Origin of the sequence: Blastomonas sp. SL216, from assembly GCA_026625625.1 — a bacterium.
GTDB lineage: Bacteria > Pseudomonadota > Alphaproteobacteria > Sphingomonadales > Sphingomonadaceae > Blastomonas.
In genome coordinates this window covers 1,209,249-1,222,461 of record CP113055.1, presented here as the reverse complement: position 1 = coordinate 1,222,461, position 13,213 = coordinate 1,209,249, and the positions used below count along the sequence as shown (strand labels likewise).

The following is a 13,213-nucleotide window of genomic DNA, read 5'->3' as shown; positions in this document are numbered from 1 at the left end:
GGCCTGGTCAACCCCGTGTGGCGCGATGATGAAGCTGGGCGATGGTGAGCCCGGTGAGTGGGTCGCGCCAATGCGGTGCGATGGCGAGGGCTGGGCGCAGCACGAAGTCGCGCGTGCGATAGGCCGGGTGCGGCACGATCAGCAGCGGGGAGGGGGAATGCCAGCTTCCGCCCGACCACAGGATGATGTCGAGATCGAGCGTGCGCGCGGACCAGCGCTGCCCGCGCCTCCGCCCGAAGCGTGCCTCTAGGCGCTTGAGCAGCGCGAGCAGCGCATCGGGCCGAAGCGGGCTGGCGATGATCGCCGCGCCATTGGCATAGCGGCGCAGCGAGGGGCCGATCGGCGGGGTTTCGATGACGGGCGCGACCGCGAGCACATCCTGGCCATCGGCTGCCAGCGCCAGAAGCGCGGCGGCCAGCACCTTGTCCGGGCGGCCGATGCGATGGTGCCGCCGGTTCGATCCCAATGCGATCAGATAATGGTGCATGCTTGCCTCGGCCATGACCAGCGCCTAGCGCGGCAGGATGATGGAGTTAAGCCCCATTGCGCATACCGAGCCGCCGGTCGATTGCGCTTTGTGTCCGCGCCTGGTCGCGCTGCGCCATGAATGCCAGGCCAGGCACCCCGATTGGTGGAACGCGCCCGTCCCGGCCTTTGGTGATCCCAATGCGTGGCTCGGCATAGTCGGTCTTGCCCCCGGCATGCATGGTGCAAACCGCACCGGGCGGCCTTTTACCGGCGATTATGCCGGGGACCTGCTGTTTGCGACCTTAGCCAAATTCGGCCTGTCGCGGGGACGCTATGATGCGCGGATTGATGACGGGCTGACGCTCGACGGCGTGATCATCATCAATTCGGTCAAATGCCTGCCGCCGCAGAACAAGCCGACGCCGCAGGAAATCAATACCTGCCGCCGGTTCCTTTCGGCGCAGCTGGAAGCCTTGCCGCAGCTCAGGATATTCATCGCGCTCGGCCGCATCGGGCATGACAGTTTTCTGCGCCATCTGGGGCTGCGCGCCGCAGCCTTCCCGTTCGGCCATGGGGTGCGGCATGATCTGGGCGAGGGGCGGGTGCTGATCGACAGCTATCATTGCAGCCGGTACAACACCAATACCGGGCGGCTGACGGCGGAGATGTTTGACGCGGTGTTCGCCGCTGCCCTGGCAGAGCGAGAGCGCTTCAGTCCGGCGGCGTAAGCGCGGGCACGTCCTTGGCGGCATCTTCGGGAGATATGCCGGGCGGCGGCGCGGCAGCGATCGTTTCCTGCCGGCGCATCACCCGGCCCGCGCGCTTGATCGCGGCGCGCACGCGCGGATAGGTGCCGCAGCGGCACAGGTTGCGGATGGCGTCGTCGATCTCGGCATCGCTGGGGTCGCTGTTCTTGCGCAGCAGCACGCTGGCCGCGATGATCATGCCGGGTGTGCAGAAGCCGCACTGTACCGCCTGCTCGGCGACAAAGGCCTGCTGTACCGGATGGCTGCGGTCGCGGCTCAGCGCCTCGATGGTGGTGACGTAGCGGCCTTCGACCTCGGCAATGCTGACCAGGCACGAGCGGATCGCCTCGCCATCGATGACGACCATACACGCGCCGCAATCGCCATTGCCGCAGCCATATTTGGTGCCGGTGAGGTTGGACGCATCGCGCAGCGCCCAGAGCAGCGGCGTTGTCGGGTCGAGCCGGTACTGGACCGGGCGGTCGTTGACGGTGAACTTGGTCATGGCTGCACGCGCTTATCCGAGCTGAGCCCGCAAGTCACCAGCACACCGACCGCCCTGATCGCGATCAGTCGCGCCAGCTCGGGTCGATCTTGTCGACCTTGCGCACCATCGCGGCGAAATCGGGGACGCCAGCGCCCATCGGCAGCTGTACCTGGCTGAGATCGCGCTGGTGGACGTCGATCACATCCTGCGAAATCACGATCGGCTTGCCCATCGACATGGTGGCCAGCTGGATCTCGCACGCGCGCTGCAGCGCCCAATAGGTGATGAACGCCTCGGGCAGGGTGCGGCCCATGACGACCGGGCCGTGGTTCTTGAGCATCAGGATGCGCTTGCCTCGGACGGCCTCGACCAGCCGCTCGCCCTCTTCGGCGCGGACGGTCACGCCCTCGAAATCATGATAGCCGATATTGCCGATGAAATTGCAGGCATAGAAATTGGTCGGCTGCAATCCGCCTTCGACCGAGCACACGGCCATGGTCGCGGTGGTGTGCGTGTGGATGATGCAGTGCATGTCGGGCAATTGCTTGTGGAACACGCTGTGCTGGGTGAAGCCGGCCTTGTTCACCGGATAGGGCGATCCGTCGAGCTTTTCGCCCTCGGAGTTGATCTTGACCAGGTTGGAGGCGCAGACCTCGCTGAAGTGGAGGCCATAGGGATTGATCAGGAATGCGTCTTCCTCGCCCGGGACCTTCAGCGTGATATGGTTGTAGATCATCTCCGACCAGCCCATCATGTCGAACACGCGGTAGCAGGAGGCGAGCAGCTTGCGGGCCTCATGCTCTTCGGTGGTCATCTGGGGGGTCGGCTTCAATGCGGTGGCCATCGCGCTCTCCTGTCACTATCTTTGGTGGCTATGTGCAACCTGTATCGCATGACAAGCAACGCCGATGCAATCCGCCAGTTGTTCGGCGCGGCGCTGGGGAGCATCGATATGGGCGGCGCCAATCTGCCCGCGTTCGAGGGCATCTATCCGGACCATGATGCCCCGGTGGTGGTCGCAGCGGGTGATGACGCGCGGCTGGCGACCATGCGCTGGGGCTGGCCGCCCTTTGGCGATATCAAGCGCCCGATCACCAATGTGCGCAACCTGGCATCGCCGATGTGGCGGGCGGCCCTGCGTGATCCGGCGCGGCGATGCCTGGTGCCGGTGACTGCGTTCTGCGAATATGGTGCAGCGCCCGATCCGGTGACCAAGCGCAAGCCGCAGCACTGGTTTGCACTGCCATCTGGCGAGCCCTTTGCCTTTGCGGGCATCTGGCGCCCGGTAGAGGAGGGGGCACGCTTTGCGTTCCTGACCTGCGAACCGAATGCAACTGTAGGTGCGGTGCATCCCAAGGCGATGCCGGTGATGCTGACCGGGGATGCGCTTGCGGGCTGGCTGGGTGCGGATTGGGTGGCCGCTGAGGCGCTGGTTCGGCCGTTCCCTGACGATGCTATGATCGCGCTGGCGAGTGAGCGCCCTGCCGATGCACATGGGTCACTGCCCGGTCTTTTCGGCTGAAACGGGGCGAAATTCCTTGAAAATGCCACGTGACGCTGGTAACGGCGCGAGCGTGACCGACAGCCTGTTGGCTGGCGTGCCCTTTTTTATTGGCCTTTTAGCTTTGGCCCTGCTGCCCGTTTTCCGCGCCCCTTGGCGTGGCGCGAGCGGATTTGCAGGCCGTGAATCGAAATGGAGCTGACGTAAGTTTATGCAGATTCTCGTACGCGATAACAATGTTGACCAGGCGCTGCGGGCGCTCAAGAAGAAGCTGCAGCGCGAAGGTGTGTATCGCGAAATGAAGCTGCGTCGGCATTTCGAGAAGCCCAGCGAGAAGCGCGCCCGTGAAAAGGCCGCTGCAGTGCGTCGCGCACGCAAGCTGGAGCGCAAGCGCATGGAACGTGACGGCGCGAAATAAGCCGGTTATAGCATCGCTAACCTGACGGATCGGGGACGCCGATTCGTCGCAACGGCCCCTGATGGGACTGCAAGGTGAGAGCCTTGCGGTGCTTTTCAGGGGTTTGTGGTACGATAACCGGAGGCTGCCATGTCCGTAACCCGCGTTCCCATTCCGCCGCTGGCCAAAGGCTCGCTCACCAAATTGTGGTTCGGCGTCGCTGCCGCTGTTGCAATTGCAGGGGGCACCGCCTGGGCCGGATTGCAGACTGTGCCGCAGTCGTCTGCCGGGTTCCTCGCCAGCAATGCCGACGAACCGGGCGTGGTGACGACCGAAAGCGGTCTGCAGATCAAGGAACTGGTCAAGGGCACCGGCCCGTCGCCGACCGATGCGGACGTGACGCTGATCAACTATCAGGGCACGCTGATGGACGGCACGCCGTTCGATGCCAACCAGCGCGTGCCTATGCCTGTGGCAGGTTCGATCCCCGGTTTCTCCGAGGCGTTGAAGCGGATGCAGCGCGGTGGCAAATACCGGCTGTGGATCCCGCCCGAGCTTGGCTATGGCGCTGAGGAAAAGAAGAACCCGCAGACCGGCGAAGTCGTGATCCCGGCCAACAGCCTGCTGGTCTTCGATGTCGACCTGGTCGAATTCATCCCCGAAGTGCAGCTCCGTGCCATGCAGCAGCAGCTGCAGGGCCAGGGTGCGCCGGGTGGTCCTCCGGGCGCGCCCCCGCCGGGCATGCCGGGCAACTGATGCTAACATGAAAAAGGCCGGTGATTGCACCGGCCTTTTTTGTTTGGGCTGCGATGGCGAGACGGGTCAGGCGCCTTCGGGGCGGACCGGTTCGAACGCGGCGACCATATCCTTGAACCATTGCGGCAGCGGAGCCGGGCGGCGCGTTTCGATCGCGAAATGCACATAGCTGATCGTGACCACGGTCAGCAGCTCGTCGCCGCGGAAGATTGCGCATTCGCTGGTCAGCGAACTGCTGCCGAAGCGCTTGATCCGCACAGCCAGATCGATGATGTCGTCGGCCACGGCGCTGCCGCGGAAATCGACTTCGGCATGGCGCACCATCATGTCATGGTCGGGACCGAACAGGTTGAACCCGGTGCTTTCCGGCTTGCCGCTCGCCAGGTTGAGCGCACGGAAATATTCGGTGATGCCGACATCGGCGTACATCAGATAGTTCGCGTTGAAGACGATATTCTGCATATCGACCTCATGATAGCGCACGCGCTTGGGCGCGATGCTGCGGAAATGGGCGCGGATCGGCGCGTCCGTCATGCTGTTTTCCCCTCATTGTGTCCGTTCCGGAAATCCCGATCCGCATACACAAAAAAAGGGGGGCATGAAGCCCCCCATTTCCCTGTTTTCAATCGGTTGGGTCTCTCGCCAACCTGATCGTGACCAAGCCCGGTCAAACCGTGATTGGATCAGAACTTGAAGCGGACCGAACCGCCATAGGTGCGCGGCAGGCTGGGATAGCCCGAAACGCTCTGCGACTGGGCCACCGAGTCGAACACCGTCGAGATGAAGCGGTCGTCGAGCAGGTTGCGCGCCCAGGCGGTCAGTTCCAGACCGTTGGTGAGCTCCAGCGTTGCCGAGACGTTGACGAGGTCGGTCTGGCGACGGAACTGGCGGGCAACGTCCAGCGCAGGCTGGAAGTTGCGGGTGCCATTGGCATTGGTGACGATGAAGCCCGGCAGACCTTCGGCGATCTGGACGTCGCTTTCATACGCATAGTCGCCGCGAACGGTGAACTTGGTGCCGCCAGCGAATTCATAGGTGTATGAGCCGCCCATCGAGGCCGACAGGGCAGGGATGCCCGCAGGCGTCGCGCCGGACAGGTCACCCACTGCCGAGTTGACGAAGCTGTCATATTTCGGATCGAGATAGGTGAAGGCGACGAACAGGTTGAGGCCGTCGGTCGGGCGGACGGTTCCGTCGAACTCGATACCGAAGGTCGACTGCTTGCCCGCATTGGCGAGGGCAAAGCCGGTGCCGGTGAACACGTTGCTCTGGAAGCCCTTGATCGACTGCTTGAACACCGTGAGGTTGAACGCGACCAGCGGCCACTGCGCCTTGATACCGGCTTCGTAGACTTCCGATTCCTCGGGACCGGCAAAGCGGGAACCGGTGGTCAGGTTGGGCAGAGCCAGACCTGCATTGCGGATCGGCGATGCCGCCGGGTTGTTGACCGGCGAGCCCGGGATGAAGTCGGTCGGGAACGGACGGCTGTCACGCGACAGGTTGAACGAGGTCGCCTTGAAGCCGGTGGCATAGGTGGCGTAGATGTTCAGATTGTCGGTGATCTCGTAGTTCGCACGGATGGTGTACGAGAAATCGTCGTCCTTGGTCCGGCCGCTTTCCACAGCATTCGGGAAGTTGAGGAAGGGCGGCAGGAACTGCAGCGCGCGAAGGCCGAGCAGCGGGTTGACTGCCGGGTTGGTGTTGTTGGCGCGGGCAAAGGCAGCCGCACCGCTCTGGATCTGACCAAAGGCAGCGGGCTGAGCGGCGGCGAAAGCAGCCACCTGAGCAGCATTTGCCGGTCCGGGCAGGCGCAGTGCCTGGCCGACGGTGGTGGCGATGCCCTGCTGCGTGATCAGCGTGTTGCCGATGGCGACGAAATCAAGCGCCGAGAACGGATCGGTGCTGACGACGTTCGAGCGGACCTGCTTCTTGTCTTCGGTATAGTTGAAGCCGAAGGTGAAGGTCAGGCGGTCGGTCGGCTTGAGGTCGAACTGGCCGAAGAGCGAGAACGCGTCGTTGCCATAGGTGAAGTCGTCGAAAATGCCCTGGCCCTGACGGAAGAAGGTGTTGTTGGGCACGCCGAGCAGCGCTTCGACGCCGGCAGCACCACCTACACCGGGGCCGATCAGCGCACTGGCATAGCCGCGGAAGTCACGGCCGAAGAGCAGGTCGTTGGTGAACTTGATGTCTTCGTTGAAGTAGAAGCCACCGACCAGGAAGTTCAGCGGGCCGTCAAAGTCCGATGCGACGCGCACTTCCTGCGTGAAGGTGTCGATCGAGGTGTTGGCCAGGTTCTGGCCGATCAGGTCGGCGCTGGTGAAGTCCGAATCCTGGTTGGTGGTCGAACGCACTTCGCGATAGGCGGTGATGCTGGTGACGGTCAGCGCGCCGATGTTCCAGTCGCCCTGCAGCGATGCGCCGTAGTTTTCGATCTCGTTGGTCGAAGGAATGTTGTTGCGGACGCGATACGAGAACGGATCGGCGGCTTCCAGCGGACGCGCCTGGCCACTGGCAGCGCGCAGCGCGGCGGTGATGGCCGGGTTCTCGCGAACGTTGGCAGCAATACAGCAATTCTCGTCGATCTTGTCATAGTCGCCGATCAGGCGGAACGACAGGTCGGCGCTGGGCTCCCAAAGCAGCTGACCACGCACACCCCAGCGGTCGCGGTTGTTGAACTTGATGCCCAGATTCAGGTCGCGGGCATAGCCGTCACGCTTGTTGATGTTGCCAGCCAGGCTGAAGGCCAGCGTTTCGCTGATCGGGCCGGTGACGTCGGCCTTGAGGATGCGGGCGTTGAAATTGCCATAGGTCGCTTCGACCTGGCCGCCGAATTCGAACTGCGGACGCTCGGTCACGATGCTGATGATCCCAGCAGATGCGTTCTTGCCGAACAGGGTCGACTGCGGGCCGCGCAGCACTTCGACGCGCTCGATATTGGGAAGGTCGCCGATCTGGGCTGCCGAGCGCGAACGGTAGACGCCGTCGATGAACACGCCGACCGACGGTTCGATGCCGGGGTTGTTCGCGCCGTTGCCGAAGCCGCGGATGATGAAGTTGGTGTTGGCCGAGCTCTGCAGCTGCGAGACGCGCAGCGAGGGGACCAGGGTCTGCAGGTCGATCAGGTCGCGGATCTGTGCGTCCTCGATGTCCTCACCGCTGGTCACCGACACGGCGATGGGGATTTCCTGCAGCGTGGTTTCGCGCTTGGACGCGGTCACGATGATGACGTTGCTGTCTGCGTTTTCGGCATCCTGCGCGGCGTCCTGCGCGAAAGCGGATGCGGGCATGGCAAGCGTGCCAAGTGCTGCGCCCGAAAGCAGAATCGTTTTCAGGCGGGTGTCTGTGATGGTCATTGGGTGTTCTCCCCTAATGTGGCTGACAAAATGGCCCTGTCCCCGGGCCTGTTATGGCTTTGGATCGTCCTTATGTCTGACACCCGGCTGTCACAATTGAAAAGCTAGGAAACCCAAGCGATTCCAGCGCTTGCGTGACATTATTGCAACGCAATTTACCATTACCGCGACGTCAATTGCGTGCCAGGCAATTGTGCGTCGCAGCATTCCGCTTGCGTCAAGTTGAGGGTAACCGAAGACTTGCCGTCCGCGTCAATCGATGGGCGCGCAGGCCTGTTCCAGCCAGGCCAGGGCGTCGCCCTCCAGCTGCGGCGCGACAATGTCCATCACCTTGGCATGGTAAGCGTTCAGCCAGGCGAGTTCTGCAGGGCTGAGCAGCTGCGGATCGATGCAGGTGCGATCGATCGGCGCGAAGGTCAGCGTCTCGAAGCCCAGCATGTCGAGCTCTGCACCGTCGATCTCCAGCGGCTCGACCAGCACCAGATTTTCGATGCGGATGCCGAATTCGCCGGCCTTGTAATAGCCGGGCTCGTTCGAGCAGATCATGCCGGGACGCAGAGGTTCGCCTTGGCCGCCAAAGGCCGCGATGCGCTGCGGGCCTTCATGAACCGCCAGGAAGCTGCCCACGCCATGGCCGGTGCCGTGCGCGTAATCGACGCCATCGGCCCAGAGGAACTGCCGCGCCAGCGTGTCGAGCTGACCGCCGGTGGTGCCCTTGGGGAAGCGGATGGTGGCAAGCGCGATATGGCCCTTGAGCACCTGAGTGAAGCGGCGCTTCATTTCCACGGTCGGCGTGCCAATGGCGATGGTGCGGGTGATGTCGGTGGTGCCATCCAGATACTGGCCGCCGGAATCGACGAGGTACAGGCTGTCCATCACGATCGGCAGGTTGGTCTCTTCCGACACGCGATAGTGGCAGATCGCGCCATTGGATGACGCACCGGAGATCGTGTCGAACGATGTGTCGATGAGCTTGCCGGTCGCTACGCGGAATTCCAGCAGCTTGGCGGCGGCCGAAAGCTCGGTCTGGCCGCCCGCCGGGCCCGCGATCGACAGCCAGTGGAGGAAACGGCTGACGGCAGCGCCATCGCGGGCCTGAGCCGCGCGATGGCCGACGATCTCGGTTTCATTCTTCATCGCGCGCGGCAGCACGCTGGGATCGCGCCGGGCAACGATCTTCGCGCCTGCCGTTTCCAGCCGCGAGAAGATGGCGGCCACCGCCCGTTCGGGGTCGACCGCCACCGCCTTGCCGCTCAGTGCATCCAGCCCGGCAGGGAAGCTGTCATAGCCGTGCAGCGCCACCTGATTGCCCAGATGCGCGCGCAGATCATCGGTCACCTTTTCAGGCGCGACATAGAGGTCGGCGCTGCCGTCCTGATGGACCACGCCATAAGACAGCGTCACCGGCGTATGCGTGACATCGCCGCCACGCACGTTGAACACCCAGGCGACCGAATCGAGCGCGGTGATGACGGCGGCGTCCAGCTTTTCTTCCGTCAGCCAGCGGGCGATGTCGCCGCGCTTTTCGCCCGCGTCACGGCCCGCATATTCCAGGCCATGCGGCTTCATGATCGCATCGGGGCGCGCAGGCTGATCGTGCCACACGGCATCGACCGGGTTGCTGGCGACGGACTTGAGCGAAGCGCCGGATTTGGCGAGCTTGCCCGTGGCCTGCTTCACCCATTCCCGCGTGTGCAGCCATGCATCATAGCCGATCACGGCACCTTCGGAGGCGTTCGCACCCAACCATTCGGCGACCGACTGCTGCGCCGTCCCGACATATTCGAACAGCCGCCCATCGACCTGATCGCGCACCTGGATGGTATAGCGTCCGTCGACGAATATCGCCGCCCGGTCGGATAGCACCACTGCAGCCCCCGCCGATCCGCCAAAACCGGTCAGCCATTCCAGCCGCTGGGCATAGGCACCGATATATTCGCTCATATGCTCGTCACAGATCGGAACGACAAAGCCATCCAGCCCCTGACGCTTCAGTTCTTCGCGCAGGGCGGCGAGGCGGGCTTCGTGGGTGGACATCAGCATGGCGGGGTATCAACTCCTTGCAAAAGCGGTTGGGCGGCAAGATAGAGATAATCCGCGCCCTGCGCCAGTCCGGCGCGGCTACCGGAGCGTCCTGCCACGAACACGTTCTAAGGGAAACGTTCATGCCGATCCGACCGCGCACCGCATCTGCCATCGCCTCTGCCGCCTTGATTGTGGCGCTGGCGATGACATCTCCCACCAGGGCTTCTGCCGAGGCCCCCGGTTCAACCAACGAAAGTGCTTCCATGCCCGATACCGCCAAGCCGCCCATTGCCGAACAGCGGCCCTATAGCTTCGAACGCCATGGCGTGACGGTCGAGGACCCGTGGCACTGGCTGCGCGATGCCGGCTATCCCAAGGTCGATGACGCCGATGTGCTCGCTTATCTGGAGGCAGAGAACCGCTGGTTCGAGGCCGCGATGCAGCCGCATGAGGCGCTGACGCAGACGCTGTTCGAGGAAATGAAGGGTCGCATCAAGGAGGATGACAGCTCGGTTCCGCAGAAGGACGGCGAGTGGCTCTACTGGGTCGAATATGACAAGGGCGCGCAATACAAGAAATGGTATCGCAAGCCCGTCGCCGGCGGCGATCGTCAGCTTATCCTCGACGAGACAGAGCTGGCCAAGGACAAGGACTATTTCCGCCTCGGCGCCTTTTCGGTCAGTCCCGATGGCAGGCTGCTCGCCTATTCGGTCGATGACAACGGGTCGGAACGGTTCGAGGCGCGGTTCAAGGACCTGACCACCGGACAGATCCTGCCCGACGTCATCCCTGGCACCTTGTCCAGCCTGGTCTGGACCGCCGATGGCAAGGCGCTGATCTATGGTCTGGCCAATGAGAACTGGCGCACCGACAATGCGCGGCTGCACGTGCTGGGCAAGCCGCTGGCCGAGGATGTCGAGCTGTACAAGGAGGCCGACGAGGGCTTTCGCGTCGATGTGGGGGTGACGTCGAACGAGAAATATATCGTCATCGCGACCGGCGACAACGAGACCAGCGAGATCCGCCTGCTGCCCGCCAACAATGTGCTGGCCGAGCCGATCCTTGTCAGCCCGCGCAAGAAGGGCCGCGAATATGATGTCGAGGAACGCGACGGCACGCTGTTCATCCACACCAATGACGATCACGTCAATTTCCGCCTTGCCACGGCCAGCCTGGACAAGCCGGACGAGTGGACCACGCTGATCCCCGGTTCCGACGATTTCTACATGACCGATATCGCGGCCTTCAAGGATTTCTATGTCGTCGAAGGGCGGCGGGACGGCCTCGATCAGATCGAGATCCGCGATTACGCGGACCCCGGCAGGGTCCAGCCGATCACCTTCCCCGAGGCCAGCTATTCGGCCTCGCTCGGCGACAATCCCGAATGGGACATGAAGGTGCTGCGCCTGGCCTATGAATCGATGGTCACGCCCGACACGGTATATGATTATGATGTCGCGTCGCAAAAGCTGACCGTGCTGAAGGTGCAGGAAGTGCCTTCCGGCTATAATGCCGCCGATTACGAGACCGAGCGGCTGATGATCGCAGCGCGCGACGGCACGCAGGTCCCGGTATCGGTGATCTACCGCAAGGGCTTCAAGAAGGACGGCAGCGCGCCGCTGCACCTTTATGCCTATGGTGCCTATGGCTATGCGATACCGCCCAGCTTCTCGGTCACCCGACTGAGCCTGGTCGATCGCGGCTTTGCCTATGCCATCGCGCATATCCGGGGCGGCGATGATCTTGGGCGCAAATGGTATCTCGATGGCAAGCTGACCAAGCGCACCAACACGTTCAACGACTTTGTCGATGTCGCCAAGGGGCTGATCGCCAAGGGCTATACCGCCAAGGGCAAGGTCACCGCGAGCGGCGGTTCGGCAGGCGGCGAGCTGATGGGCGTGGTCGTCAACACCGATCCCGACCTGTGGGGCGCGGTCGTGGCGCACGTGCCGTTTGTCGATGTGGTCAACACCATGCTGGACGAAAGCCTGCCGCTGACGCCGGGCGAATGGCCCGAATGGGGCAACCCGATCACCGACAAGGCGGCGTTCGATCTGCTGCGCTCATACAGCCCTTATGACAATGTGAAGCGCCAGGCCTATCCGCCGCTGCTGGTCACAGCCGGGCTCAACGACCCACGTGTGACCTATTGGGAACCCGCCAAATGGGTCGCCAAGCTGCGGTTGACCAAGACTGACGACAACGCGCTGCTGCTCAAGACCAATATGGGCGCGGGCCATGGTGGCAAGTCGGGCCGGTTTGATTCGCTCAAGGAGACGGCGGAAGAGTTCGCCTTCATCCTCTGGCAGATGGGCATGGCCGGCCAGTAATCCGCAATCCGGGCCGGGGCAGGGCGATGGCGCCCGGCCCGGGCACATCGGTCAGCGGCAGGGGCCCAGCTGCTCCAGCACGAAATTATAGTCGCGCCGCGCGAGGTCGTTATCCGCAGGCGTGTCCGATACCAGAGTGCGCGCCGGAAGCTCGCGCGGCAGCGAGCAGGCGAGCCGGTACCACAACAGCGTGTTGCGCCGCGGCGGGGCTGCCGCTTCATCGACGATTTCGGTCAGCGATACCGCCCATCGTGTCGCGAGGCCCGGGCGCCGCAGCACGGTGATCGAAACCGGATCGCCGGTCGATGTCGCCAGAAACACCTGGGTTTCGCCTTCGCCTTGAAGGTTGCCGCGCACGTGCAGTGCCTCGCGAATGCCGCGGATCGCGGGCGGCGCGCCGGTTGCGACCAGTTCGGTGACGATCGCGCGGACCTGCTGCTCGGCCGCAGCGCTCCATGCGATCTGCCCTTCCTTGGCGACCAGCTGGACCTCGCCGGGCCGCGTACCTGGCCGCGCGAAGAGCAGGAATTGCTGCTTCTTGAGCTTGGGCACCTTGCCGCGGCCATCGCGGGGCACGTCGACAAGATAGCGAATCGATTCGCTGACACCCTGCTTCCCGCGAATGAGATTCAATACCTGTGCCTCCACAAACAGCCGTGCCATTCCGGGAGCGAGGTCCGGCGCACGCTCTGCTTCGACCATCGTTGCCTTCTTGACCTGCACGCGCATGACCTGCGGAGCGGCATCGGCGAGGCGGGCGAGGGTGACATATCCCGGTCCGTCCGTTTCGGATGAAACCTGTGCATTCACGCCGTATACGAACGGAAAAGTGCCGGGAATTGCGATGGTTAAAGTCAGCGCAGCAGCGATGGATTTCAGCGCATGAGGCATCGTCGAGTATCCTCGTTTTCAGGGTCCGGGAAGGCGGCTGTCGGGGCTCAAAGGTTAATTCAAACTGAATCCATTTAAGCGATTGCCTGCTGATAAGTTGCGCGTTAAATCCCCTTTCGGGCAAGAGAAAAACAAACCAGAGGCTGGAACACGGCTGGGGAACGGGGGCAACCTGAACAGGTTGCATTCCGCAATCCGTGTGTTTCCTGCGCCAGCTGCGGTCATCAGCTGGTTTGTCCGGGTGTCGTGGATTGCATTA

General features: G+C 63.2%; 13 protein-coding genes. 6 read left to right on the top strand and 7 right to left on the bottom strand.

Features of this window, described 5'->3' with window-relative positions:
• Positions 1 to 7 precede the first annotated feature (7 nt).
• Positions 8 to 502 carry a 2-amino-4-hydroxy-6-hydroxymethyldihydropteridine diphosphokinase gene (gene folK / locus OU999_05895; GenBank protein WAC24718.1) on the bottom strand — a complete coding sequence of 165 codons (495 nt, stop codon included), beginning with the start codon at positions 500 to 502 and terminating at the stop codon, positions 8 to 10.
• A 22-nt stretch (positions 503 to 524) separates the two neighbouring features.
• On the opposite strand from folK, the gene OU999_05890 reads away from it, so the two are divergent.
• Positions 525 to 1,196, top strand: a complete 672-nt coding sequence (locus OU999_05890) for a uracil-DNA glycosylase (GenBank protein WAC24717.1) — start codon at positions 525 to 527, stop codon at positions 1,194 to 1,196.
• On the opposite strand, the gene OU999_05885 is transcribed toward OU999_05890, so the two are convergent.
• Both OU999_05885 and OU999_05880 read right to left on the bottom strand, forming a co-directional pair.
• Positions 1,180 to 1,719, bottom strand: coding sequence for a (2Fe-2S)-binding protein (locus tag OU999_05885; protein WAC24716.1), 540 nt, complete (start codon positions 1,717 to 1,719; stop codon positions 1,180 to 1,182). The genes OU999_05890 and OU999_05885 overlap by 17 nt on opposite strands.
• 64 nt (positions 1,720 to 1,783) lie before the next feature.
• Entirely contained in the window at positions 1,784 to 2,545 is a 762-nt protein-coding gene (locus OU999_05880) for a class II aldolase/adducin family protein (protein WAC24715.1), read from the bottom strand.
• 30 nt (positions 2,546 to 2,575) lie between these two features.
• Here OU999_05880 and OU999_05875 point away from each other — a divergent pair, with 30 nt between their 5' ends.
• The 4 genes from OU999_05875 (at position 2,576) to OU999_05860 (ending at position 4,355) form a co-directional block, all read left to right on the top strand.
• The gene (locus OU999_05875; GenBank protein WAC24714.1) at positions 2,576 to 3,223 is read left to right on the top strand and encodes an SOS response-associated peptidase family protein; all 648 of its coding nucleotides are present in this window, start codon (positions 2,576 to 2,578) and stop codon (positions 3,221 to 3,223) included.
• Positions 3,224 to 3,275: 52 nt separating this feature from the next.
• The gene (locus OU999_05870) at positions 3,276 to 3,404 is read left to right on the top strand and encodes a hypothetical protein (GenBank protein WAC24713.1); all 129 of its coding nucleotides are present in this window, start codon (positions 3,276 to 3,278) and stop codon (positions 3,402 to 3,404) included.
• 9 nt (positions 3,405 to 3,413) lie between these two features.
• Complete coding sequence (rpsU, locus tag OU999_05865; protein ID WAC24712.1) at positions 3,414 to 3,620, top strand: 30S ribosomal protein S21; 207 nt, start codon at positions 3,414 to 3,416, stop codon at positions 3,618 to 3,620.
• Positions 3,621 to 3,749: 129 nt separating this feature from the next.
• On the top strand, positions 3,750 to 4,355 hold the full coding sequence (locus tag OU999_05860) for an FKBP-type peptidyl-prolyl cis-trans isomerase (protein WAC24711.1): 606 nt from the start codon (positions 3,750 to 3,752) through the stop codon (positions 4,353 to 4,355).
• A gap of 66 nt (positions 4,356 to 4,421) precedes the next feature.
• Here OU999_05860 and OU999_05855 read toward each other — a convergent pair whose 3' ends face one another.
• The 3 genes from OU999_05855 to OU999_05845 all read right to left on the bottom strand — a co-directional run bounded on the left by OU999_05855 (position 4,422) and on the right by OU999_05845 (position 9,745).
• A complete protein-coding gene (locus OU999_05855; GenBank protein ID WAC24710.1) occupies positions 4,422 to 4,889 on the bottom strand; it encodes a thioesterase family protein in 468 nt (155 codons plus the stop codon).
• Between the two features lie 149 nt (positions 4,890 to 5,038).
• Complete coding sequence (locus OU999_05850; protein WAC24709.1) at positions 5,039 to 7,708, bottom strand: TonB-dependent receptor; 2,670 nt, start codon at positions 7,706 to 7,708, stop codon at positions 5,039 to 5,041.
• A gap of 252 nt (positions 7,709 to 7,960) precedes the next feature.
• On the bottom strand, positions 7,961 to 9,745 hold the full coding sequence (locus OU999_05845; protein ID WAC25360.1) for an aminopeptidase P family protein: 1,785 nt from the start codon (positions 9,743 to 9,745) through the stop codon (positions 7,961 to 7,963).
• A gap of 251 nt (positions 9,746 to 9,996) precedes the next feature.
• Here OU999_05845 and OU999_05840 point away from each other — a divergent pair, with 251 nt between their 5' ends.
• The gene (locus OU999_05840) at positions 9,997 to 12,063 is read left to right on the top strand and encodes a S9 family peptidase (GenBank protein ID WAC25359.1); all 2,067 of its coding nucleotides are present in this window, start codon (positions 9,997 to 9,999) and stop codon (positions 12,061 to 12,063) included.
• 51 nt (positions 12,064 to 12,114) lie between these two features.
• Here OU999_05840 and OU999_05835 read toward each other — a convergent pair whose 3' ends face one another.
• Positions 12,115 to 12,954, bottom strand: coding sequence for a hypothetical protein (locus OU999_05835; GenBank protein ID WAC24708.1), 840 nt, complete (start codon positions 12,952 to 12,954; stop codon positions 12,115 to 12,117).
• Between the last annotated feature and the right edge of the window lie 259 nt (positions 12,955 to 13,213).